Origin of the sequence: Klebsiella sp. RHBSTW-00215 (assembly GCF_014103785.1) — a bacterium.
Taxonomy (GTDB): domain Bacteria; phylum Pseudomonadota; class Gammaproteobacteria; order Enterobacterales; family Enterobacteriaceae; genus Klebsiella.
Genome location: NZ_JABXQS010000001.1, coordinates 3,674,260 through 3,698,933, shown reverse-complemented (window position 1 = coordinate 3,698,933; position 24,674 = coordinate 3,674,260). Strand labels below are relative to the sequence as shown.

General features: G+C 54.0%; 21 protein-coding genes. 14 read left to right on the top strand and 7 right to left on the bottom strand.

What is annotated here, in order from left to right:
• Positions 1-99 precede the first annotated feature (99 nt).
• From cydD to HV127_RS17610, 5 genes are all read left to right on the top strand, one after another.
• Positions 100-1,866, top strand: coding sequence for a cysteine/glutathione ABC transporter permease/ATP-binding protein CydD (gene cydD / locus HV127_RS17630; protein WP_182237581.1), 1,767 nt, complete (start codon positions 100-102; stop codon positions 1,864-1,866).
• Positions 1,867-3,588: a cysteine/glutathione ABC transporter ATP-binding protein/permease CydC gene (cydC, locus tag HV127_RS17625; protein ID WP_182237579.1), complete on the top strand. Its 1,722-nt coding sequence runs from the start codon at positions 1,867-1,869 to the stop codon at positions 3,586-3,588.
• 38 nt (positions 3,589-3,626) lie between these two features.
• Positions 3,627-4,331, top strand: a complete 705-nt coding sequence (gene aat / locus HV127_RS17620) for a leucyl/phenylalanyl-tRNA--protein transferase (protein WP_182237577.1) — start codon at positions 3,627-3,629, stop codon at positions 4,329-4,331.
• 278 nt (positions 4,332-4,609) lie between these two features.
• Positions 4,610-4,828, top strand: a complete 219-nt coding sequence (gene infA, locus HV127_RS17615; protein ID WP_002211347.1) for a translation initiation factor IF-1 — start codon at positions 4,610-4,612, stop codon at positions 4,826-4,828.
• Between the two features lie 162 nt (positions 4,829-4,990).
• On the top strand, positions 4,991-5,788 hold the full coding sequence (locus tag HV127_RS17610; protein ID WP_182237575.1) for an ATP-grasp domain-containing protein: 798 nt from the start codon (positions 4,991-4,993) through the stop codon (positions 5,786-5,788).
• 94 nt (positions 5,789-5,882) lie between these two features.
• Here the strand turns inward: HV127_RS17610 and clpA are convergent, their stop codons facing one another.
• On the bottom strand, positions 5,883-8,165 hold the full coding sequence (gene clpA, locus HV127_RS17605) for an ATP-dependent Clp protease ATP-binding subunit ClpA (RefSeq protein ID WP_181482853.1): 2,283 nt from the start codon (positions 8,163-8,165) through the stop codon (positions 5,883-5,885).
• 31 nt (positions 8,166-8,196) lie between these two features.
• Positions 8,197-8,514 (bottom strand): ATP-dependent Clp protease adapter ClpS, encoded by a 318-nt coding sequence (clpS, locus tag HV127_RS17600; RefSeq protein ID WP_112214662.1) that lies wholly within the window; start codon positions 8,512-8,514, stop codon positions 8,197-8,199.
• Between the two features lie 324 nt (positions 8,515-8,838).
• On the opposite strand from clpS, the gene cspD reads away from it, so the two are divergent.
• Positions 8,839-9,069 (top strand): cold shock-like protein CspD, encoded by a 231-nt coding sequence (gene cspD, locus HV127_RS17595; RefSeq protein WP_110275216.1) that lies wholly within the window; start codon positions 8,839-8,841, stop codon positions 9,067-9,069.
• A gap of 68 nt (positions 9,070-9,137) precedes the next feature.
• On the opposite strand, the gene macB is transcribed toward cspD, so the two are convergent.
• The 3 genes from macB to HV127_RS17580 all read right to left on the bottom strand — a co-directional run bounded on the left by macB (position 9,138) and on the right by HV127_RS17580 (position 14,021).
• Positions 9,138-11,084, bottom strand: coding sequence for a macrolide ABC transporter ATP-binding protein/permease MacB (gene macB / locus HV127_RS17590; RefSeq protein ID WP_182237573.1), 1,947 nt, complete (start codon positions 11,082-11,084; stop codon positions 9,138-9,140).
• Complete coding sequence (gene macA / locus HV127_RS17585) at positions 11,081-12,196, bottom strand: macrolide transporter subunit MacA (protein WP_182237571.1); 1,116 nt, start codon at positions 12,194-12,196, stop codon at positions 11,081-11,083. Before macA ends, macB begins: the two co-directional genes overlap by 4 nt.
• A gap of 166 nt (positions 12,197-12,362) precedes the next feature.
• Entirely contained in the window at positions 12,363-14,021 is a 1,659-nt protein-coding gene (locus tag HV127_RS17580; protein WP_182237569.1) for an ATP-dependent endonuclease, read from the bottom strand.
• A 393-nt stretch (positions 14,022-14,414) separates the two neighbouring features.
• Here HV127_RS17580 and aqpZ point away from each other — a divergent pair, with 393 nt between their 5' ends.
• From aqpZ to hcr, 4 genes are all read left to right on the top strand, one after another.
• Positions 14,415-15,110: an aquaporin Z gene (gene aqpZ, locus HV127_RS17575; RefSeq protein ID WP_181482857.1), complete on the top strand. Its 696-nt coding sequence runs from the start codon at positions 14,415-14,417 to the stop codon at positions 15,108-15,110.
• A 115-nt stretch (positions 15,111-15,225) separates the two neighbouring features.
• Positions 15,226-16,125 carry a lysine exporter LysO family protein gene (locus HV127_RS17570; RefSeq protein WP_182237567.1) on the top strand — a complete coding sequence of 300 codons (900 nt, stop codon included), beginning with the start codon at positions 15,226-15,228 and terminating at the stop codon, positions 16,123-16,125.
• Positions 16,126-16,270: 145 nt separating this feature from the next.
• Complete coding sequence (gene hcp / locus HV127_RS17565) at positions 16,271-17,923, top strand: hydroxylamine reductase (protein ID WP_182237565.1); 1,653 nt, start codon at positions 16,271-16,273, stop codon at positions 17,921-17,923.
• An 11-nt stretch (positions 17,924-17,934) separates the two neighbouring features.
• Positions 17,935-18,903: an NADH oxidoreductase gene (hcr, locus tag HV127_RS17560; RefSeq protein ID WP_182237563.1), complete on the top strand. Its 969-nt coding sequence runs from the start codon at positions 17,935-17,937 to the stop codon at positions 18,901-18,903.
• A 515-nt stretch (positions 18,904-19,418) separates the two neighbouring features.
• Here the strand turns inward: hcr and HV127_RS17555 are convergent.
• Positions 19,419-19,853, bottom strand: a complete 435-nt coding sequence (locus HV127_RS17555) for a DoxX family protein (RefSeq protein WP_182237561.1) — start codon at positions 19,851-19,853, stop codon at positions 19,419-19,421.
• Positions 19,854-20,004: 151 nt separating this feature from the next.
• Between HV127_RS17555 and poxB the strand changes: the two genes are divergently transcribed.
• A complete protein-coding gene (poxB, locus tag HV127_RS17550) occupies positions 20,005-21,723 on the top strand; it encodes a ubiquinone-dependent pyruvate dehydrogenase (protein ID WP_182237559.1) in 1,719 nt (572 codons plus the stop codon).
• Between the two features lie 17 nt (positions 21,724-21,740).
• Here poxB and HV127_RS17545 read toward each other — a convergent pair whose 3' ends face one another.
• A complete protein-coding gene (locus HV127_RS17545) occupies positions 21,741-22,472 on the bottom strand; it encodes a GntR family transcriptional regulator (protein ID WP_182237558.1) in 732 nt (243 codons plus the stop codon).
• A gap of 197 nt (positions 22,473-22,669) precedes the next feature.
• Between HV127_RS17545 and HV127_RS17540 the strand changes: the two genes are divergently transcribed.
• From HV127_RS17540 to HV127_RS17530, 3 genes are read left to right on the top strand one after another with little or no spacing between them, the layout of a single operon-like run.
• Positions 22,670-23,026, top strand: a complete 357-nt coding sequence (locus HV127_RS17540) for a PTS lactose/cellobiose transporter subunit IIA (RefSeq protein WP_220471424.1) — start codon at positions 22,670-22,672, stop codon at positions 23,024-23,026.
• A complete protein-coding gene (locus tag HV127_RS17535; protein WP_182237557.1) occupies positions 22,998-23,354 on the top strand; it encodes a PTS sugar transporter subunit IIB in 357 nt (118 codons plus the stop codon). Before HV127_RS17540 ends, HV127_RS17535 begins: the two co-directional genes overlap by 29 nt.
• Positions 23,351-24,658, top strand: coding sequence for a PTS transporter subunit EIIC (locus HV127_RS17530; protein ID WP_182237556.1), 1,308 nt, complete (start codon positions 23,351-23,353; stop codon positions 24,656-24,658). The genes HV127_RS17535 and HV127_RS17530 overlap by 4 nt, the downstream gene beginning before the upstream one ends.
• Positions 24,659-24,674: the final 16 nt, after the last annotated feature.

The following is a 24,674-nucleotide window of genomic DNA, read 5'->3' as shown; positions in this document are numbered from 1 at the left end:
AACAAAGGTAAAGAAGGCGACGAAAAGTCGCCTTTATTTTTGCCCCGTTGTAACATTGCCGAGCCCAAAAAACTCATAACTACACCTGCTAAGCGCGCAATGAATAAAACCCGTCAACAAGAGTTAACCCGTTGGTTAAAAGATCAAAGTATTATCTCCCGTCGCTGGTTGATGATTTCCCGTGCACTCGGTGTCATTAGCGGTCTGCTGATCGTTGCCCAGGCCTGGTTCCTCGCGCGGATACTCCATCGTATGATCATGGAAAATATCCCCGCCACGGCGCTGTTGCTGCCCTTTACGTTGCTAGCGCTGACCATCGTGCTTCGCGCCTGGGTGGTATGGCTACGCGAACGAGTCGGCTTTCAAACAGGACAACACATCCGCGTTGAGATCCGCCGCCAGGTTCTGGATCGTCTGCAGCAAGCAGGCCCGGCATGGATTCAGGGCAAACCCGCGGGAAGTTGGGCCACGCTGATTCTTGAACAAATTGACGATATGCATGACTACTACGCGCGTTATTTGCCACAGATGACGCTGGCAGCCTGCGTGCCGTTATTAATTGTCATCACCATTTTCCCGATTAACTGGGCTGCGGCGCTCATTCTGCTGGGTACCGCGCCGCTTATTCCGCTGTTTATGGCGCTGGTGGGAATGGGGGCGGCTGATGCCAATCGGCGTAACTTCCTTGCTCTGGCGCGATTAAGCGGCCATTTCCTCGACCGCCTGCGAGGGATGGAAACGCTGCGAATTTTTCATCGCGGCGAAGCAGAAACGGACAATATTCGTGAAGCCTCCCAGGATTTCCGCCAACGGACGATGGAAGTACTGCGTCTGGCCTTTCTCTCTTCCGGCGTTCTGGAGTTTTTCACCTCGCTCTCTATCGCTCTCGTCGCTGTCTACTTTGGTTTCTCCTACCTTGGGGAGCTCAATTTTGGCCATTACGGCGTCGGCGTGACCTTAATGTCCGGCTTTCTGGCGTTAATTTTGGCCCCGGAGTTTTTCCAGCCGCTGCGCGATTTAGGCACTTTCTATCACGCAAAAGCCCAGGCCATTGGCGCTGCGGATAGCCTGAAAACCTTTATGGAAGCACCGCTGGCACAGGCCGAGCGTGGTGAAAAAGTATTGAGCGACAATGAAATGGTGAGCCTTGAAGCGCGCGATCTGGTTATTAAATCGCCTGAAGGTAAAGTGCTGGCCGGGCCGCTGAACTTTTCATTGCGCGCAGGTGAGCGCGTGGTCCTGGTTGGTCAGAGCGGCTCCGGCAAAAGTTCTCTTCTCAATACCTTGACTGGTTTTCTTCCCTATGAGGGGTCTCTCAAAGTCAATGGCGTTGAGCTACATACTCTGGACGCCGACCGCTGGCGGCGCCTTCTGAGCTGGGTTGGACAAAACCCACAGTTACCCGCTGCAACGCTGCGCGAAAACGTTCTGTTGGCATGGCCCGAAGCCACAGAGGCCCAGCTTCAACTGGCGCTGGATAAGGCCTGGGTCAGCGAATTTGTCTCTCTCCTGCCCCAGGGCATTAATACTTCTGTCGGCGATCAGGCCGGTCGTTTGTCTGTTGGGCAGGCCCAGCGTGTCGCCGTTGCGCGCGCGCTGCTGGTTCCTTGCCGTATGCTGCTGCTGGATGAACCCGCCGCCAGCCTTGATGCGCATAGCGAACAGCGAGTGATGCAGGCCCTCACCAATGCCTCAACCCAACAAACCACGTTGATGGTGACCCATCAACTGGAAGGCCTGGCAAATTGGGACGCCATCTGGGTTATGCAGGATGGCCAAATTGTCGAGCAGGGCCGTTATTCGCAGTTGGCAACCGCAGGTGGCCCTTTTGCTACCCTGCTCGCTCACCGTCAGGAGGAGATTTAAATGCGCGCATTATTGCCTTACCTGGCGCTCTACAAACGGCACAAATGGCTGCTGATGCTCGGCGTTGTACTGGCGATCGTTACGCTGCTGGCCAGCATTGGTTTGCTGACGCTCTCAGGCTGGTTCCTGTCGGCATCCGCCGTTGTCGGCGTGGCAGGCATCTACAGTTTTAACTATATGCTGCCTGCCGCTGGTGTACGCGGCGCGGCTATTATTCGTACCGCAGGACGCTACTTCGAGCGTCTGGTCAGCCACGACGCCACCTTCCGTGTTCTCCAGCATCTGCGCGTATTTACCTTCAGTAAGCTTCTGCCGCTCTCCCCCGCCGGACTGGCTCGTTTTCGTCAGGGCGAACTACTCAACCGGGTCGTTGCCGACGTCGATACTCTGGACCATCTCTATTTGCGTGTGATATCGCCGCTGGTGGGAGCCCTGGTGGTGATCCTGGTGGTAACTGCGGGTCTGAGCGTACTGGATGTGCCGCTGGCCCTGACCCTCGGCGGCATTATGCTGCTCACCCTACTGGTACTGCCACCGCTGTTCTATCGCGCCGGTAAACCCGCAGGTGAAAGTATGACCCAGCTGCGTGGCCAGTATCGACAGCAGCTCACTGCATGGCTTCAAGGCCAGGCTGAACTGATGCTGTTCAATGCCAGCGATCGCTACCGGGAGCAGATGGAGAAAACCGAAGTCCGCTGGCAGGATGCACAGCGTCGCCAGGCAGAACTTACCGCACTCTCCCAGGCGTTAATGCTGCTGATTGGCGGTATTGCGATCATCGCTATGCTATGGCTCGCCTCGGCGGGCGTCGGCGGTAATACTCAGCCTGGCGCGCTAATTGCCTTGTTTGTCTTCTGTGCGCTGGCGGCATTCGAAGCGTTAGCGCCAGTAACCGGTGCATTTCAGCATATGGGACAGGTTATCGCCTCGGCAAAACGCATCACGCAAATTACCGAGCAAGAGCCGGAAGTGACCTTTACGCAAGGTGAAGGTCAGAAGCTGGAGCAGGTCGCGTTAACCTTAAATCAGGTCACCTTCAGCTATCCACAGCAACCCTCCCCTGCGCTGGATAATGTTTCACTGCAGGTCAAGGCCGGGGAGCATATCGCCATTCTGGGCCGCACCGGCTGCGGTAAATCGACTCTATTACAGCTACTGACCCGCGCCTGGGATCCGGCTCAGGGTGAAATTTTACTCAACCATCAGCCGCTAACTCAGCTTGATGAGACAACGTTGCGTCAGGCAATGAGCGTCGTGCCGCAGCGCGTGCATCTGTTTAGCGCCACGCTGCGTGACAACCTGCTGCTGGCATCGCCGCAGTCCAGCGATGCACAGCTTTCAGAAACGCTGGAGCGCGTTGGCCTGGGGAAATTACTGGAAGACAGCGGCCTCAATAGCTGGCTGGGTGAAGGCGGACGTCAACTTTCCGGCGGCGAATTGCGCAGGCTGGCTATCGCCAGGGCCCTGTTACATGATGCGCCGCTCATGCTGCTTGACGAACCAACCGAAGGCCTCGACGCGACGACAGAAAGCCAAATCCTTGATTTACTGGCCGAAGTGATGCGTGACAAAACCGTGTTGATGGTTACCCACCGACTGCGCGGATTGGCGCGTTTTAATCAGATAATAGTCATGGACAACGGCAAAATTATTGAGCAAGGTAGTCACGCAGAACTGCTGGCTGAACAGGGGCGTTACTACCAGTTTAAGCAGCGCCTGTAGGCTACTATTGAATCATCGCCTGATGTGTTGAGGTAAAAATGCGGCTGGTTCAGCTCTCTCATCATTCCATCGCCTTCCCTTCGCCGGAAGGCGCACTGCGCGAACCCAATGGCTTATTAGCGCTAGGCGGCGATCTCAGCCCGGCGCGTTTACTTATGGCCTATCAGCGCGGTATTTTTCCCTGGTTTTCGCCCGGCGATCCCATTTTATGGTGGTCGCCAGACCCTCGTGCGGTACTGTGGCCGGAGAAATTTCACCTCAGCCGCAGCATGAAGCGCTTTCACCAGCGCTCACCGTATCGTGTCACTCTGAATCACGCTTTTGGGCAGGTGATTGAAGGCTGCGCCGACCATCGCGATGAGGGGACATGGATAACGCCCGCTATTGTTCAGGCCTATCACCAGCTTCATGAGCTAGGCCATGCCCACTCTATTGAAGTATGGCAAGGAGATGAGCTGGTCGGCGGTATGTATGGCGTAGCGCAGGGTGCACTCTTTTGCGGTGAGTCGATGTTTAGTCGTGCGGAAAATGCCTCTAAAACCGCGCTGCTGGTATTTAGCCAGGCGTTTATGCAGGAAGGCGGAAAATTAATTGATTGCCAGGTGCTCAATAATCATACGGCATCGTTGGGCGCGGTAGAAATTCCCCGCCGCGATTATCTGGATTATCTCTCTGTACTGCGAACTTATCGTCTTCCAGAGCGATTTTGGGTGCCTCGGATGCTATTTACGGGCGAAGTATAAATGTTTTCAGCACATTTTTTGTTGGGATGGTATAATTGCGCGGTAGAGTAGCTTCTGCCTGTTGCCCCGCCGCCGTTTGGGAATAATAAGAGTCAGATAACGCCCATCGTTCTGTCACTCCCCTTTACGTTTGCGCCTGTCATGCGGTTTATCCGCGTGAATTCCGGGCAATACGCCAAAACTACTTCGGCGATTTGACGTAAAACTTTACTTACTTGCTGAACTTCGGCATTATCTTGCCGGTTCAAAACTACGGTAGTGATACCCCAGAGGACTAGATGGCCAAAGAAGACAATATTGAAATGCAGGGCACCGTACTTGACACGTTGCCTAACACAATGTTCCGCGTAGAACTGGAAAACGGTCACGTGGTAACTGCGCATATTTCCGGTAAAATGCGTAAAAACTACATCCGCATTCTGACGGGCGACAAAGTGACTGTTGAGCTAACCCCGTACGACCTGAGCAAAGGCCGCATTGTCTTCCGTAGTCGCTGATCGTTTTCGCCCCTAAGGCGCCAGATGCTGAAGGCCGGGATATTTCCCGGCCTTTTCATTTCTGCTATTCCCTCTTCTTCCCGGTTTTGACTGTCGTATCCTTATGCCCATAGAATGAGTGTGGATTATGGCCATATTGCCTTAGTGAGAAAGGATACGCACATGAGCGCGCTGCAAATCATCTACCCCAACGATATGCTTCATCCGTCACAGCCTGATGAAACATTCTTAACCGAATATACCTATGCTTGCCAGAGTAATATCCACTGCCTCCTGCTCTCCTCAGAGGCCGCAGCGCTGGGGGAATATCGCTTCTCATCGCACTTCCTGGCCAATACTCCGGTCTTATGGCGCGGATGGATGCTGCGTCAGGATGAATACGAAGGCTTATCACGTGCGGTAGATAAGAAAGGCTCCCGCTTGTTAACCTCAAGCCAGGAGTATCTGCGCTGCCACCATTTACCGGGATGGTATGAGAGTTGTCGGGACGTGACGCCGGAAACCATTGTGACTCACCCCGATGCTGACTTTGACGCGCTAACCAGTGAAAGGCACTGGCCTGCTTACTTTGTGAAGGACTACGTTAAGTCGCTAACCACCTCTCGTGGTTCAATCGCCCGAAACTCACAAGAAATTCGCGAAATCATCGGCTTGCTAAAGCAGTATCGGGGGGAAATAGAGGGAGGTATCTGTCTGCGACGAGTGGAGCAATTTGATACTAAAAGCGAGAAACGTTTTTTTGTCCTCCATGGGCAAGTCCATTCGCCAGATGACGATATTCCAACGGAGGTCACTGAGATCGCAGCTCGTATTAGCAGCCCTTTTTATTCAATCGATGTTATCCACGATGAGTCCGGGGCTCTAAGACTTGTCGAGATTGGCGATGGGCAAGTATCGGATATTAAAGATTGGCCCGTTGAGCGTTTTGTGAAAATGCTCAGTGGCTATGTAGCAGGATAAAAAGTATATAACCGTGTGCGCCAGAGCGGTAGTAGACGACAATAGCAAAAAACCGGCCCTGAGGCCGGTTTCCCGTATTTAACACAAGAGCATATTAATGCGCCGCTTCCGGTTTGTGCTTCTGCGCACTCTGGAACTCGTAGGTCAACGCATTTTTCTCTTTATCCAGCTCAACGGTCACCTGACCGCCGTCAACCAGTGAGCCAAACAGCAGCTCGTTGGCCAGCGGTTTCTTCAGGTTGTCCTGAATCACCCGCGCCATTGGACGCGCGCCCATGGCCCGGTCGTAGCCTTTCTCTGCCAGCCAATCGCGAGCTTCCTGGCTGACTTCCAAAGACACGCCTTTCTGATCCAGTTGAACCTGCAGCTCGACGATAAACTTATCCACCACCTGATGAATAACCGTCGTAGACAGATGATCGAACCAGATAATGTTGTCGAGACGGTTGCGGAACTCCGGCGTAAAGATCTTCTTGATCTCATCCATCGCATCCGGACTGTTGTCCTGATGGATAAGGCCAATGGATTTACGCTCGGTTTCACGCACCCCGGCGTTGGTGGTCATCACCAGCACCACGTTGCGGAAATCCGCTTTGCGGCCGTTATTATCGGTCAGCGTACCATTGTCCATTACCTGCAGCAGCAGGTTAAAGACGTCAGGGTGCGCTTTTTCGATTTCATCAAGCAGCAGCACCGCGTGCGGATGTTTGATAACCGCATCGGTCAGCAGCCCGCCCTGATCGAAACCAACGTAGCCCGGAGGCGCACCGATTAAACGGCTGACGGTGTGACGTTCCATATATTCGGACATATCAAACCGCAGCAGTTCAATACCCAGCGACTTCGCCAACTGCACGGTCACCTCGGTTTTCCCAACCCCGGTCGGCCCGGCAAACAGGAAAGAACCAACAGGTTTATGATCATGACCCAGCCCGGCGCGCGCCATCTTGATGGCTTCGGTTAACGCTTCAATCGCCTTATCCTGGCCAAAGACCAGCATTTTCAGACGATCGCTGAGGTTTTTCAGCGTATCGCGATCGCTGCGGGAAACGCTCTTCTCAGGAATACGCGCAATGCGCGCGACTACGGATTCGATATCCGCCACGTTGACCGTTTTTTTACGCTTGCTGACCGGCATTAAGCGCGCACGCGCACCGGCTTCGTCAATCACGTCAATTGCCTTATCCGGCAGATGACGATCGTTAATATATTTCACCGCCAGCTCGACCGCCGCACGCACCGCTTTCGCGGTATAACGCACGTCGTGGTGCGCTTCGTACTTCGGCTTCAGGCCGTTGATAATCTGCACCGTCTCTTCCACGGAAGGTTCGGTAATATCAATTTTCTGGAAACGACGCGCCAGCGCGCGATCTTTTTCAAAGATATTGCTGAACTCCTGGTAGGTCGTCGACCCCATAACCCGAATTTTACCGCTGGAGAGCAGCGGCTTAATCAGGTTAGCGGCATCGACCTGCCCGCCAGAAGCGGCGCCTGCACCGATAATGGTGTGGATTTCATCAATGAACAGAATGCTGCTGGTATCTTGTTCCAGCTGTTTAAGCAGCGCTTTGAAACGTTTTTCAAAATCGCCGCGGTATTTGGTGCCAGCCAGCAGTGAGCCGATATCCAGCGAGTAGATAGTGCAATCAGCCATCACTTCCGGTACGTCGCCCTGCACGATACGCCAGGCAAGCCCTTCAGCAATGGCGGTTTTACCGACACCGGATTCCCCCACCAGCAGCGGGTTGTTTTTACGACGACGGCACAGTACCTGAATAGCGCGTTCCAGCTCTTTCTCGCGACCGATCAGCGGGTCGATACCGCCAACGCGGGCAAGCTGATTGAGGTTGGTGGTGAAGTTTTCCATACGATCCTCCCCGCCTGCTTGCTCTTCGCTGCTGCTGGGCTGACTTCCGCTGTTATCGGAAGACTGGCTCGGCTCGTCTTTACGCGTACCGTGAGAGATGAAGTTCACCACATCAAGTCGGCTGACTTCATGTTTACGCAGCAGGTATGCCGCCTGGGATTCCTGTTCGCTGAAAATCGCAACCAGCACATTGGCGCCGGTGACTTCGCTACGACCAGAAGACTGAACATGGAAAACGGCACGCTGCAACACGCGCTGGAAGCTCAGCGTCGGCTGAGTATCGCGCTCTTCTTCCGTTGCAGGCAGAACGGGTGTGGTCTGTTCGATGAAGGCTTCAAGTTCCTGACGCAGCGCGACCAGGTCCACGGAACACGCTTCAAGCGCTTCGCGGGCCGAAGGGTTGCTAAGCAGCGCCAGCAACAAGTGCTCGACGGTCATGAACTCATGACGGTGCTCGCGCGCTCTGGCGAAAGCCATGTTTAAACTGAGTTCCAGTTCTTGATTGAGCATAGGCACCTCCCCCAATTTTCGTTGCCTGAATTCAGGCTTTTTCTAGCGTACACAACAACGGATGCTCGTTCTCCCTCGCGTATTCGCTCACCATCGCAACTTTGGTTTCCGCGACTTCTGCGGTAAACACGCCGCAAATCGCTTTACCTTGATAGTGAACTGTAAGCATCAGTTGCGTTGCACGTTCAACATCATAAGAAAAGAATTTTTGTAACACGTCAATAACAAACTCCATTGGAGTGTAGTCATCATTGACCAATATCACTTTATACATAGATGGCGGTTTAAGCGCATCTTTAACTTCGTCCTCTACTAGCTGATCGAAGTCTAACCAGTCTCTCTTACTCATCGTCAGTGTTCATCATCGGTTGCTGTTGCCAACAGGCGGCCGCCTGTCGATGACCAGAGGCTATGCACATCACAAATCTACAATAGATCATAGATAACTATCATCTATTACTTCCATCCGCGATGTCTGTCACATTCCCCGGCAATAGCGTTAACTGCTTCAAATTTTGACGCATTTTTCACCGTTCCCCATCGTCAATTGCTTGACGCATTTCCTGATTTCTCTAAATTGTAGTGGCGAGAGTTGGCGAGCAAATGAACAACTCGCCACTCCACTACCGGTTCATTCCATCTTACTTATAAGATTTACGAAGGATGTCGAAGTATGGAAATGGGTACTGTTAAGTGGTTCAACAATGCCAAAGGGTTCGGTTTTATTTGCCCTGAGGGCGGCGGCGAAGACATTTTCGCCCATTACTCCACCATCCAGATGGATGGTTACAGAACGCTAAAAGCCGGACAAGCCGTTCGGTTTGATGTTCACCAGGGGCCAAAAGGTAATCACGCCAGCGTGATTGTCCCTGTAGAAGTAGAAGAAACGGAAACGGCCGCATAACTCTTTTGCTTCATTGTGTACATCCCGCCAGTAAAATGCCAGTCCTTCTGACTGGCATTTTTTTATCACTACTCGCGGGCCAGCGCATCAACAGGATCCAGTCGCGCGGCGTTGCGCGCCGGTAGCCAGCCAAATAAAACCCCGGTCAGCGTTGAACATAAAAATGCGGTTAATAACGCCAGCGGTGAGAAACCAATCTCCCAGCCGGGTAAAAACAGTTGCAGCACAAAGGCTATCAGCAATGATAGCGTCACGCCCAGCGCGCCGCCGACCAGGCAAACCAGCACCGCCTCAATCAAAAATTGTTGCAGCACATCGCTGGCTCGCGCCCCGACCGCCATACGGATGCCAATTTCTCTCGTGCGTTCAGTCACCGAGACCAGCATGATGTTCATCACGCCAATCCCGCCGACCACCAGCGCAATCACCGCCACCAGCGTCAGAAACAGCTGTAATGTATGTGTGGTCCGTTCTGCGGTTTTCAAGATGTTGTCCATATTCCAGGTGAAGACATCTTTTTTGCCGTGGCGGAGTTCCAGTAAACGCAATAACTGCTGCTCGGCAATCGTGCTGTCATAACCATCCCGCAGGCGCACGGTGATTGAGTTTAGCCACGACTGCCCCATGACCCGGCCAGCCATTGTGGTATAGGGCAACCAAACGCGCAAAATTTTACTGCTGCCAAACATCGACTGTTTTTCTGCTGCGACGCCAATCACCGTCGCGGGCATATTGCCCACCAGAATGACTTCACCAACCACCTGAGCTTTATGCGGAAACAGCTGTCGACGCGCATTACTATCAAGCACCACCACCTGCGCGCGGCTATTTAACTGTAGCTCATTGAAAGTGTTACCTTCGCTAAAGGTCATGCCGTAGACGTTAAAATATTGCGCCCCCACGCCCTCTGCGCTGGCGGCGACGTCAATATTGTTCGCCCGCAGGCGTAGGCTTTTTGATACCGCCGGCGTCGCCGAACTGACCCACGGCTGTTTCTGAATCGCCAGCAGGTCATCGTACTTCAGCGCTTGCTGATAGCGGGGATCGTCATCACCGAAATCCTTGCCGGGATAAACATCGATGGTATTCGTGCCAATAGCGCGAATATCCGCCAGCACCATCTGCTTGGCCGCATCGCCCACCACCACAATTGACACGACTGACGCAATGCCGATGATGATCCCGAGCATCGTCAGCAGGGTGCGCATTTTATTCGCCGCCATCGCCCGCCAGGCCATCACCAGCGCCTCACGAAAGCCGCTGCTGAACTGACGCCATGCCGAAGGCTCAGCCGCTGTGCGCTGGCGCAGCACGCCGCTTTGCGCGGAACTCAGGGCGGGAGGATTACGCACGATTTCGCCATCGTGGATTTCGATAACCCGCTCCGCCTGCGCCGCCACCTGCGGGTCATGGGTGACGATAATCACCGTATGTCCCTGCGCTTTCAGCTGGTGAAGGATCCCCATGACTTCTTCACCTGAACGACTGTCCAGGGCGCCGGTAGGTTCATCCGCCAGGATCACTTCGCCGCCGTTCATTAAGGCGCGAGCAATACTCACTCGCTGCTGCTGGCCACCGGAAAGCTGCGAAGGCTGATATTCGGCCCTGTCGCCAAGCCCCAGCCGCACCAGCAGCTCATGAGCCCGGGCAAGGCGCGCTTTACGCTCCGCTCCGGCATAGACTGCCGGGACCTCCACGTTCTGTGCCGCAGTCAGATGTGATAACAGATGATAACGCTGGAAGATAAAACCAAAATGTTCCCGCCGCAGACGCGCCAGCTCATCGCCGTTAAGACGGGCGACATCCGTCCCCGCCACCTGGTAAGTGCCGCTGGTGGGCTTATCCAGACAGCCCAGAATATTCATCAGCGTGGATTTACCAGACCCGGATGCTCCGACGATCGCCACCATCTCTCCGGCGGCAATGCTCAACGTGATGCCTTTTAGCACATCGACGCTGCCTCCCCCGGATGGATAGCTGCGGCGGATATCACGCAGCTCCAGCAGCGCCGTCATTTCACCGCTCCAGTCGCGCCTTCGCCGATAATCACTTCATCGCCCTCTTCCAGCCCTTTTACCACCGCCACATCGGTGTCATTACGCGCATCAATGACGATTTCACGCTCTTTGGCTTCGCCGTTTCGCAGCAGACGCACGTGGTAGCGGTTATCGCCGATGGCATCGCCTAGCGCACTCAGTGGAATCGTGATCACGTTTTTCACTTCAGAGAGCTGGATATGCACCTGAGCGGTCATCTCCAGGCGCAGAATACCCTGCGGGTTCGGCACTTCGAAACGGGCATAATAGAAAATGGCGTCATTGACCTTTTCCGGGGTCGGAAGAATATCCTTCAGCGTTCCTTCATAGCGAGTGAGCGGGTCGCCCAGCACGGTAAACCAGGCCTTTTGTCCTGGCTTAAGATGAATCACATCCGCTTCGGAAACCTGCGCTTTCACCAGCATGGTGCTGAGGTCTGCGAGAGTCAAAATATTCGGCGCCTGCTGGGCGGCGATAACCGTCTGCCCTTGTAGGGTAGTGATTTGCGTCACTTCCCCGGACATGGGTGCCAGAATTTTTGTGTAGTCGAGGTTAGTTTTCGCTGTATCCAGCGTTGCCTGATTGCGCTGAATTTGCGCTTCAATCGTGCCGATTTGCGCCTCTTTTACCGCTAAATCAGTCGCCGCAGTATCCAGGTCCTGGCGTGAAACCAGCTGCCGTTGCGCCAGCTGCTGCTGGCGGCCCAGAGTGACTTCAGAGAGCTTACGTTCAGCTCGCGCCTGATTCAGTTGCGCCCGCAGCTCCATCAGCGTCGCCTCAACTTCTTTAATCTGGTTTTGCGCCTGCTCCGGGTCGATAACCCCCAGCAGTTGATCTTTTTTCACCTTGTCACCAATCTCGACGCGCAGCGTTTGTAGCTGCCCACTCACCTGCGCGCCAACGTCCACTTTTTGTAACGCATCCAGCTTACCCGTCGCCAGTACGCTCTGCTGCAGGTCGCCTTTACGCACTACCAGCGTTTGATACTGCGGCAACGGCGCATTCAGTATTCGCCATCCCCAGACGGCGAGGGCCAGCACGACTATCGCCAGCAGCCACCAGACTTTCCTGCGCTTTCCATTTAATTTCATAAAAATTCCCGATGTTTTAACCCGCAGATCCAGACGACGATTCTATCGAAACCTGCAAACAACATAACTCTCATTTTTAGCTGTGCTTAATTTTTGTTTAACTGGAGTTGAAGCAAAGGTAAGAAGAAGGGAGTGCCGGACGGGTGCCCGGCACCGATAAAACAGATTAATCTGCCCGCCCGCGAGCCAGCCACAGCACGCGAGAGAACATTTTTTTCAGCAGCGCAGGAATGGCATCAACGCCACGACGCCCGGCCTCCATTGCCACTTCAATCGCCAGATCTGGTTTTGACGAACGATGAATAGCTTTGGTTATCACCCGCCGCATGTTCATAGGAATATTCATCGGCAACTGCGCCACCCGGTGATAAACGCTATCGAACCCCTGGCGATACATAAAATGCTCCATATCCATCGCCGGTAACGTCGTCAAATGATCGCGCTCAAGAGTCCTGTCGTCGTTCAGCAGCCCACGAACCGTCGCGGCATATTTCTTCCCAGCTTCATCACCATCTACCAATACATGCCACTCAATTCCCATTCGCCGGGCGAATTTGATTAGCGGTTTTAACCCAGACTGGGCAAACTCAATGACCTTGACACCTTCCGCATCAAAGTGATGACCACACTGGCGGGCCAGCTCGTTGATAACCCAGGTTTCCGTCTCCCCTTCTACCAGCAGCCAGCAGCGGGCAAATAGCGACGAGGAACGATTAAAACGGATATGAAACGCGATGCGCCGACTGTCTTCGGCATTCATTCCGCCAGGGCCAAGCCGCCAGGCGGATACCCGGGAGGATTCTCGCACCAGACGACAAACGTGCTCGACGGGCGTTAGCGACAGCAGTTCGCCGGAATTAGTGGTAGTTATTCGCTGCAACGGTAGCAAGTTCAGCAAATGCCAGGCGACGGACAGCATGATGGGATGCAAACGGGTTTCAGGGTCCTCAACCAACAGCAGCGGTCGCGCATCGCGATCGAGCCTTACCGTGCCTTTGGCCTGCAATAGGGTAGAAAACAAACCCAGCAAAATCACCCGATGGCTGCGGCCACCAGGTTTGTCGATCATGCGGTTAATAATATCCAGATAGCGCCAGCTGCGCTGTTCATCATGTGAATGGCGACGCATCAGACGGTTACGCGATTGCGCGCTGCTTTGCTCGGCGAAATAGTGTTCCAGCAACTGCACCATCGCCGAGAGGCCCTGACGTATCTGGCCATCGGTTAAATTTTGCGGATGATGAACCAGTTCACGAGAGAGAAAATCAAGCTGGCGAGCGGTAATCTCAATCTGCGGCGAATGCGGTACGGTGTCGTTATGGATCCGCCGCATAAAACGCGCGTCACGCAGGCGCAGCACCGGCATCAGTCGTACCAGGTGACGGGCCAGCTCATCGATATCTTCCAGATCCAGCGCTTCCCCTTCGCCGTTAATAAAGCTACGCAGGGTCATGACGCTATCGTCATCGGCAAGCTCCCCTTCCAGGCGATAGAAAACCCGCTGGTAGCCATCATCGCAGGGTACCCAGCAGTCGCTTAGAGGGCGATAGCGCCGAACACGGTGGCGACCAGGTTCATTTTCACGGAAAGTCAGAATGATATGCAGGTGACGCTCGCGCCCCTGAACATCTCCGGGCGGAAACCAAAAATCCTCGCGGACAAAATGGTAGAGATCAAACTCCGGCGACAAAAGCAGCGTCAGAGCATCCAGCAGGCTCGATTTACCCCATGCGTTTTCGCCAATCAGTACGTTGTTTTGCTCAAGCATCAACGATAAGCGATTGATACCGCGAAAACCGACAATTTCGACGCGCTCAAGATGCATATATCCTCCGCTCTGTGATCACTTTCTCCTTCAGTTATCAGCAGTATAGCGAGGCAAGCGGGAACATGACACTCCCGGAGCGTCTGGGGACTCCATCTCCCCGGCGTAAGAATTCAGAATGTGATTCTGCAGATGTCACTTATTTCAGAAAATAATTCATCATTAAAAACCGTTATTTTAATCATTTTTGCTCTACACTTTTAAGAATTCATCATGGCAAAAGGAATACCATCACCTTGTTCTAAATCAAATTACATCAATTTATTTAACTAGTCCCCGGATGGCAATCGTCCCTAGAATAGCGACGCTTTATTTTAATCGTGATTCTTTGTGTCGATAAATAAAGGCCGGCACGATAGTTCGTGCTTGTTTATGTTTTTTATTGAGGTGGTTATGTTTAGAAAATTAGCAGCAGAATGCTTTGGTACATTCTGGCTGGTATTCGGTGGTTGCGGTAGCGCTGTTTTGGCTGCAGCATTCCCAGAGCTGGGAATTGGTTTTGCCGGTGTCGCACTGGCCTTCGGTTTGACCGTTTTAACCATGGCGTATGCCGTCGGTCATATTTCCGGCGGGCACTTTAACCCAGCGGTGACTTTAGGGTTATGGGCCGGTGGTCGTTTTCCGGCCAAAGACGTTATTGGTTATATTATCGCCCAGGTTGTCGGCGGTATTATCGCCGCTGCTATTCTGTATGTTGTCGCCAGCGGTAAGGCCGGCTTTGACGCCGCCGCCAGCGGATTCGCGTCTAACGGTTACGGCGAACATTCTCCTGGCGGTTTCTCAATGCTTTCCGCCATTGTTATTGAGATTGTCCTGACCTGCGGTTTCTTGCTGGTTATTCACGGCGCGACAGATAAAAATGCACCGGCTGGATTTGCACCTATCGCTATTGGTCTGGCGCTGACCTTAATTCACCTGATCAGTATTCCAGTTACCAATACCTCCGTTAACCCGGCGCGTAGCACCGCGGTGGCTATTTTCCAGGGCGGTTGGGCATTGCAGCAGCTGTGGTTATTCTGGGTCATGCCGATTATTGGCGGCATTCTCGGCGGCGTGCTCTATCGCACCCTGCTGGAAAAACGCAATTAATTTCCCCCCAGGCCCGGCATTGTCGGGCCTTTCTTTCTTTCGACTACTTTACTCAGTCCGGGGATTTGGGTAGTGTCAGTGACGCTATTTTCATTCTGCAAGGACCATGTCGTTCATGTTTTCGGGATTACTCATCATTCTACTGCCGTTGGTCGTAGGCTACCTTATTCCTCTCCATCAGCCGTCCGCCCTTAAACTTATCACACGACTTCTAAGCTGGATTGTCTACGTTATCCTCTTTTTCATGGGGATTAGCCTCGCCTTTCTCGATAATCTGGCCAGCAACCTGCTGGCGATCCTGCATTATGCAGCGGTCAGCGTGGTCATTATTATGCTGTGCAATATTGCAGCCCTGATGTGGCTGGAGCAGAAAATGCCGTGGCAAAATAAGCATCGCCAGGAAAAATTACCCTCGCGTATCGCCATGGCTCTGGAATCCCTTCAACTGTGCGGCGTTGTGCTGGTTGGTTTCCTCGTTGGTCTGAGCGGCCTGTCTTTTTTACAACACGCCACCGAGGCCAGCGAATATACGCTGATCTTCCTTTTATTCCTCATCGGCATTCAGCTACGAAATAATGGAATGACGCTGCGGCAAATTGTGCTTAATCGTCGCGGCATGATTGTCGCGGTAGTGGTGATGGTCAGCTCATTATTGGGCGGCGTCATCAACGCTTTTATTCTCGATCTGCCGCTGAAAACTGGTCTGGCAATGGCTTCCGGATTCGGCTGGTATTCCCTCTCCGGGATCCTGCTGACCGAATCCTACGGGCCGGTAATTGGCAGTGCCGCATTCTTTAACGATCTCGCCCGAGAACTGCTGGCCATTATGCTTATTCCCGGCCTCGTGCGCCGTAGTCGTTCAACAGCATTAGGTCTGTGCGGCGCGACGTCAATGGACTTTACGTTGCCGGTATTACAGCGTTCCGGCGGCGTGGAAATCGTCCCGGCGGCGATTGTTCACGGCTTTATCCTCAGCCTGCTGGTGCCAATTTTGATGGCATTGTTCTCCGCTTAATACTCCTCTGGCGGTAGGTCTCTACCGCCAATTTTGCGCTAAATCAATATCCCTGTAAGTTGTATCAGAAATACCTTTTCTCTACGCTCGCTCGGGCATAACCTTAAACATGTATATTAAATATAACTTTAAAAAAGGTGTGACCATGTTTTGTGTGCAATGTGAACAAACCATCCGTACCCCGGCAGGGAACGGCTGCTCTTACGCGCAGGGTATGTGCGGGAAAACAGCCGAAACGTCCGATCTGCAGGATCTGCTGATTGCTTCTCTGCAAGGCCTGTCCGCATGGGCGGTTAAAGCTCGTGAATACGGCATCATCGATCATGAAATTGATAACTTTGCGCCGCGTGCCTTCTTCTCCACGCTAACCAACGTTAACTTCGACTCCCCGCGTATCGTTGGCTACGCTCGTGAAGCTATTGCCATGCGCGACGCGCTTAAAGCTCAGTGTCTAAACATTGATACCAACGCCGTGGTCACCAACCCGATGGCCGACCTGCATCTGGTCAGCGACGATCTGGGCGACCTGCAGCGTCAGGCGGCAGAATTTACCCCGAATAAAGACAAAGCGGCGATTGGCGAGAACATTCTCGGCCTGCGCCTGCTGTGCCTGTACGGCCTGAAAGGCGCGGCAGCTTACATGGAGCACGCGCACGTTCTCGGGCAGTACGACAACGATATCTACGCCCAGTACCACAAGATTATGGCGTGGCTGGGCACCTGGCCTTCCGATATGAACGCTCTGCTGGAGTGCTCAATGGAAATCGGCCAGATGAACTTCAAAGTGATGAGCATTCTGGACGCGGGTGAAACCACCAAATACGGCCACCCGACACCAACTCAGGTCAACGTCAAAGCGACCGAAGGTAAATGCATCCTGATCTCTGGTCACGACCTGAAAGACTTGTACAACCTGTTGGTACAAACCGAAGGCACCGGCGTTAACGTCTACACCCACGGCGAAATGCTGCCAGCGCACGGTTACCCGGAGCTGCGTAAATTCAAACATCTGATTGGTAACTACGGCAGCGGCTGGCAGAACCAGCAGGTGGAATTCGCCCGCTTCCCGGGCCCTATCGTGATGACCTCTAACTGCATCATCGACCCAACCGTTGGCGCGTACGATGACCGTATCTGGACCCGCAGCATCGTCGGCTGGCCGGACGTAAGCCACCTGGAAGGCGATGACTTCGCGCCGGTTATCACCCAGGCGCAGCAGATGGCGGGCTTCCCGTATAGCGAAATTCCGCACCTGATTACCGTCGGTTTCGGCCGTCAAACTCTGCTGGGCGCTGCTGATACCCTGATTGACCTGGTCAGCCGCGAAAAACTGCGTCATATCTTCCTCGTCGGCGGTTGCGACGGCGCGCGCGGTGAACGTAATTACTTCACCGACTTCGCCACCAGCGTACCGGACGACTGCCTGATCCTGACCCTGGCCTGCGGTAAATACCGTTTCAACAAACTGGATTTCGGCGACATCGAAGGCCTGCCGCGTCTGGTGGATGCCGGTCAGTGTAACGATGCTTATTCGGCCATAATCCTGGCGGTCACCCTGGCGGAAAAACTGGGCTGCGGCGTAAATGACCTACCGCTGTCTCTGGTGCTCTCCTGGTTTGAGCAGAAGGCAATCGTGATTCTGCTGACCCTGCTGTCCCTGGGCGTAAAAAACATCGTCACCGGCCCGACTGCGCCTGGCTTCTTCACTCCGGACCTGCTGGCAGTTCTCAACGAGAAATTTGGTCTGCGTTCCGTGACCACCGTTGAAGAAGACATGAAGCAGTTGCTGAGCGCATAAGGAGTATTAGCATGACTTTGCCAACCAATCAGTGCCCATGGCGGATGCAGGTCCATCACGTTCACCAGGAGACGCCGGACGTCTGGACAATTTCGTTACTGTGCCACGATTACTACCCGTATCGTGCCGGACAGTATGCGCTGGTCAGCGTGCGTAACTCGGCGGAAACCCTGCGTGCTTACACCCTCTCTTCAACGCCGGGCGTTAGCGAGTACATTACGCTGACCGTTCGCCGGATTGACGAGGGTGCCGGTTCGCAGTGGCTAACCCGAGACGTGAAGCGCGGCGACTATATCTGGCTGTCTGATGCGATGGGTGAATTCACCTGTGAGGATAAAGCAGAAGACAAGTTCCTGATGCTGGCTGCCGGCTGCGGCGTAACGCCGATTATGTCAATGCGCCGCTGGTTGGCGAAGTACCGCCCACAGGCCGATGTCCAGGTGATCTTCAACGTGCGTTCGCCGCAGGATGTGATTTTTGCCGACGAATGGCGTCAGTATCCGGTCACTCTGGTGGCGGAAAACAACGCAACCCACGGCTTTGTTCCCGGTCGACTAACCACTGAGCTACTGCAAAGCGTGCCGGATTTAACCTCACGTACCGTAATGACCTGCGGCCCGGCACCGTATATGGACCTGGTCGAAAAAGAAGTGAAAGCGCTTGGCGTGACGCGCTTCTTTAAAGAGCAGTTCTTTACGCCAGTAGCCGAAGCCGCCACCAGCGGCCTGAAGTTCACCAAGCTTCAGCCAGCGAAAGAGTTCTACGCGCCGGTTGGTACCACGCTGCTGGATGCGCTGGAGAGTAATAAGGTTCCGGTGACCGTTGCCTGTCGCGCGGGCGTTTGCGGCTGCTGCAAAACGAAAGTTGTTTCCGGCGAGTATACGGTCAGCAGCACCATGACGCTGACCGATGCGGAAGTTGCCGATGGCTATGTGCTGGCCTGCTCCTGTCACCCGCAGGGCGATTTAGTCCTGGCTTGATTCTTCACGTTAACAATAGCCCATGCTACCCGGCGAACCGTCGGGTAGCATTTTCCCTTCTAAACGACTAACACCTGTGCGCCCTTTTGAAATTGCCCGGCGGCGCTTCGCTTGCACGGGCCTACAGGTAATGCATAATATTTTGATATTGCTTGTTTTTGTAGGCCGGATAAGGCGCTAGCCGCCATCCGGCAATGATGCGAGCACAATGGTTTGTCATTGCATTGGCTAATGCTGCCTGTACGGCAGTGAACAACGTCAAAACCGCGGCTCCCGAAACTCAACGTTTCTAAGCTGCCTGTACGGCAGTGAACTCCAACCAGACTCTTCTACCTTATTGTTTAATAAAACAATAATCAATAAAAACCCCTTTTCCCCCTTTTTCTAAACGCCTTCAAACAAGAGTTAAAAATCAATAACTTATAAAGCCGTTCAAAAAGAGGGTCTGAGGGAGCATAAATAAAAACCCTGGCATACGAGACGCAGCCAGGGTGATGGAAAAGACTCGATCGAACCTACCGCCAGGCCGAATTTCCTGCCACGGCGTAACGCCCCGCGCCCAGAAACGCCACCGCCAGCGCGCCGATAAAGAAATAGACCAGACTTTCAATGGCCCAGGCCCCTACCGCGTCCAGCGCGAAGGTTTTGCCTGTCCCGACCATCAGCCAGGCGACGACCATTGTAAACGCCAGCACCAGCGCCGCCGGACGCGTCAGAATTCCCAGAATCAACAGACAAGGTGCAACCACCTCGCCCACTAATACGCCATAAGCGATAAAACCCGGCAATCCTTTTGCCACCAGCATATTGCTGATTCCCCCTACGCCATCAAATAACTTATGCAACCCGTGAAACAGCATCAGCCCGCCGACGGCAAGTCGTAACAAGAGTTTGCCGAAGTCGTCATGGGATAGCATTTTATTAACTGAATTTAACAGCGATTTAACCATTTGAAATGATTCCTGTTTACCACTTTATGTGTACACACATTATCGGAATTTTCGCCTAATGAAACCAGCTGAAAATGAGGGGCAGCAGCGGGCGTAACGGCCAGATTCATCTAAGCTTGTAAGCGTTATCACAAAAAGGAGATGGAGAACCATGAAACAGACCGTGGCGGCATATATTGCTAAAACTCTTGAACAGGCTGGCGTTAAGCGTATTTGGGGCGTTACCGGAGATTCTCTCAATGGTTTAAGCGACAGCCTGAACCGGATGGGAACCATTGACTGGATGCCCACGCGCCATGAAGAAGTTGCCGCCTTCGCCGCCGGAGCGGAAGCACAGCTGACCGGCGAGCTGGCGGTGTGCGCCGGTTCCTGCGGGCCGGGCAACCTGCACCTGATTAACGGTCTTTTCGACTGCCATCGCAATCACGTTCCGGTGCTGGCTATCGCCGCCCATATTCCATCCAGCGAAATCGGCAGCGGTTATTTCCAGGAAACCCACCCACAGGAGTTATTCCGCGAATGCAGCCACTACTGCGAACTGGTCTCCTCCCCGGAGCAAATCCCGCAGGTGCTGGCTATCGCCATGCGCAAAGCGGTAATTAACCGCGGGGTATCAGTCGTGGTGCTGCCTGGCGACGTGGCGCTAAAAGCCGCGCCGGAAAGCGCCAGTAGCCACTGGTATCACGCGCCGCTGCCAGAAGTGATCCCGCAGGAAGAAGAACTCAAAAAGCTGGCCCAGTTGCTGCGCTACTCAAGCAATATCGCCCTGATGTGCGGCAGCGGCTGCGCCGGCGCGCATAAAGAGCTGGTGGAGTTCGCCGCCAAGCTAAAAGCCCCCATCGTCCACGCCCTGCGCGGGAAAGAGCATGTGGAATACGACAACCCCTACGATGTCGGCATGACCGGGCTGATCGGCTTCTCCTCCGGTTTCCACACCATGATGAACGCCGATACTCTGGTGCTGCTCGGCACCCAATTCCCCTATCGCGCCTTCTATCCGACGGACGCCAAAATCATTCAGATCGACATTAATCCGGGCAGTATTGGCGCGCATAGCAAAGTCGATATGGCGCTGGTTGGCGATATTAAATCCACCCTCAGGGCGCTACTACCGCATCTGGAAGAGAAAACAGACCGCAAGTTCCTCGATAAGGCGCTGGAACACTATCGCGATGCGCGTAAAGGGCTTGATGATCTGGCGAAACCCAGCGAGAAAACCATCCACCCGCAGTACCTGGCGCAACAGATTAGCCACTTTGCCGACGACGACGCCATTTTTACCTGCGACGTCGGTACGCCGACCGTCTGGGCCGCACGTTATCTGAAGATGAACGGTAAACGCCGCCTGCTGGGTTCGTTCAACCATGGATCAATGGCCAACGCCATGCCGCAGGCCATCGGTGCGAAAGCCACGGCTCCGGAACGTCAGGTGGTCGCGATGTGCGGCGATGGCGGCTTTAGTATGCTGATGGGGGATTTTCTCTCGCTGGCGCAGATGAAGCTGCCAGTGAAAATTATCATTTTCAATAACAGCATTCTCGGCTTCGTGGCCATGGAGATGAAAGCCGGAGGCTATCTCACCGATGGTACCGAGCTGCACGACACCAACTTTGCCCGCATCGCCGAAGCCTGCGGTATCAAAGGCATTCGCGTAGAAAACGCGGCGGACGTTGACGAAGCGCTGCAAACCGCCTTCAGCACCGACGGCCCGGTGCTGGTGGATGTGGTCGTCGCCAAAGAAGAGCTGGCGATCCCGCCGCAAATCAAGCTGGAGCAGGCCAAAGGTTTCAGCCTGTATATGCTTCGGGCGATTATCAGCGGACGCGGCGACGAAGTACTCGATCTGGCGAAAACCAACTGGCTGCGTTAACTCGCGGCTGCGGGCGTTTATCCACTGACGAAACGAAACGTCAGCGGGTAGCGCTCGCTATTGGCCCATCCTCGCGTAAATTCAAACGGAACGTTATCTTTGCGCCGGGATGCCAGACGCTCAACGCGCATGCAGGGCTGGCCGGAAGGGATATCCAGCTTCTTCGCCATATCCGCCTCCGGCAGGCAGGGGAAATAGCTCTCCTGCGCCGCGATGCTCAGCAAGTAAAATCGTTCTCCCAGCACGTTATACAGTCCCATCGTTTCCACTTCCTCACGTTGTAAATCTGGAAACAGCGCCAACGGCAGACAGGTCTCTTCATACAGCGCAGGAAGACTATTAGTAAAGCGCAGACGCACCATAAATATCACTAAATCACTGGCCGAAAGATGCAGCTTTTGCTGCTGTTCGGCATTCGCCAACTGCTGCGTGAACGTGAGGATAGAGGTACTGGCTTTCAGGCTATGCTGGGCCATATTCTCCGAAAAACTCAGCGGCTGATGACGTCGGGCTTCAATCGGCGGACAGGTGACTCGCGTCCCGACCCCCTGTTTTTTTACCACATACCCTCTTTCCGCCAGCATCTCTACGGCCGCCCGCAGTGTCGCCCGCCCGCCGCTATACTGCCCCACCAGCTCACCTTCGCTGGGCAGCATGTCGCCCACTCTAAACTCCCCACGTTCTATCCGTCCTTTCAGATCCAGAGCTATTTGAACATACAATGGGTTAGCACTTTCCAGTTCGTCCACGTTTCTCTCCCGCCCACACGTCTTAATTATCGAATTTCGTTATGCCAGAGATCCACACTCATCTCATGCTGAATTAACACCCACTTTTTGATGAAAATGTGATCAAGCCTATGGACGCCAGTATACCCGATTCTCTATCTTGTTCAAACATTCGGATGTTTGAATGTTTGAACAAATACCGCAATACAGGAGGCACCGTGAATACCTCGACCATTGATACCGAAGAGATCAGTTTCCAGATTATTGCCTGCGCCGGTGATGCGCTTAGCAAAATGCATCAGGCGCTGGCGTGCAGCAAGGCACAGCAGTTTTCTGAAGCCACCCGCTTGATGCAGGAGGCCAACGCAAGCCTGAATGAAGGCCACAATTCGCATACGCGTTTACTGGTCGCCGAAAGCGAAGGTGCCTGCGCAAGCTATTCCACTCTACTCGCCCACGCACAGGATTCGCTCATGAATGCCCTGCTGGCACACACCCTTTTCCAGGAATTTATCGAAATCTATCAGCACCTAAACGGAGCCCGCGATGAATCTTTCAACGTTAACGCATCTTAATATTCTGCTGGTTTGTAACCTGGGCGCGTCTACCGGCGTCATGGTGAGTAAAATGCGCGCTATTGCCGCCGATAGCGAAAAGTTACGCGCCATTAAGATCAATATTGAGGCCCATCCGGCCGGATTATTGGTCGAGAAAATCAGCGAGTTTGACGTCGTGCTGCTGGGGCCGCAAATCAAACACCGCCTGGCGGAACTGGAAGCGATTTGCCGTGAACACCAGCGGCCGATTGGGGTTATCGACGTCCGGGATTACGGCACTGTAAACGGCGGCAATATTCTGAAAACCGCCATTCTGCTGCGCCTGGGTCAGGAGATAAACGCATGAGCCGGGCAAACACCTTTATCACCTGGCTGGAGCACTGGTTAACGCCGATAGCGGCCCGGATAGAACGCCAGCGGCATATCTCCTCCATCAAAAATGGCATGATCGCGCTGATGGCGGTATTAATGGTCGGCTCCATCTCGCTGATGTTAATGGGGATTGGCGGCATGTTCCCTCAGGATAGTGCCGTTCGCCTGTGGTTCAACCATTACAACGACCTGATTAGCCTCCCTTTTCAGTTTACCTTTGGCCTGCTGTCTATTTATTGTGCCGCCTCGGTAGCGTGGCACCACGCCCAGCAAATGCAGGTCCCAATCCTGCCCGCGATCACCGGTTCGATGATGGCGACCCTGATGCTGAACGTGAGCATCGTCGATGGCAAAATGGTGACGGATTACCTCGATTCACGAGGACTATTCGTCGCGCTGATCGCCTCACTCGGCACCGTTGAGCTAATGGCGCTATTTATTCGCAAGCGCATCACCATTCGCATCAACGGCCTGCCCGCAGGTATCGCACAAACATTTGAATCGATTATCCCACTGCTGGTTTCGCTGATCGCCGCCACCGTAGTGCATGGGGTGGTCGCTAATCTGTCCGGAGGGTTGATCCTGCCGCAGGTGCTGATGAGCCTGCTGGCCCCGGCCTTCAACAGCATCGATACCCCGCAGGCCGTCTTTCTGATCTCGTTTCTGGAGATGATTTTCTGGTTTATCGGCCTGAACGGCTACGCCATTATCGTCGGCGTGGTTCTGCCCTTTATGACCCAGTACCTGTCTGAAAATGCGGCTGCATTCGCCGCGGGCGCGCCGATCCCACACGTGTTTGCGCCGAATTTCTGGGATTATTTCCTCGGCTTTTCCGGCTCAGGCATCACTGGCGCATTGGTCATTTTATCGTTGCGCAGCCGTTCGCAGGAGCTACGCGCCGTCGGTAAAGCCGCCGTGGTCCCGGCTATTTTTACTATCTCCGAACCCGTGGTTTTCGGCCTGCCCGTCGCCTGGAACCCGTGGTTCTTTATCCCCTTTGTGCTGGGTACGCCGACGATTGGCGTCATAAGCTGGTACATCTTCCATTGGGGTTGGGTTCGCCCGCCGGTCACCAACGTCGGCGCAACGCCCATTCCGCTGGCGCAGTACCTCTCAACCATGGACTGGCGTGCGGTTATTCTGGGATTTGCCATCCTCGGCATCGCCACCCTCGTCTACTACCCCTTCTTTCGGCTCTACGAACGCAGCCTGCTGCAGAAAACGCAGCAGCAGGATAGCCGTCAGGCAGCCTTCGACAGCCTGGACCTGGATTTTTGATTGAGAAATAAGGAGC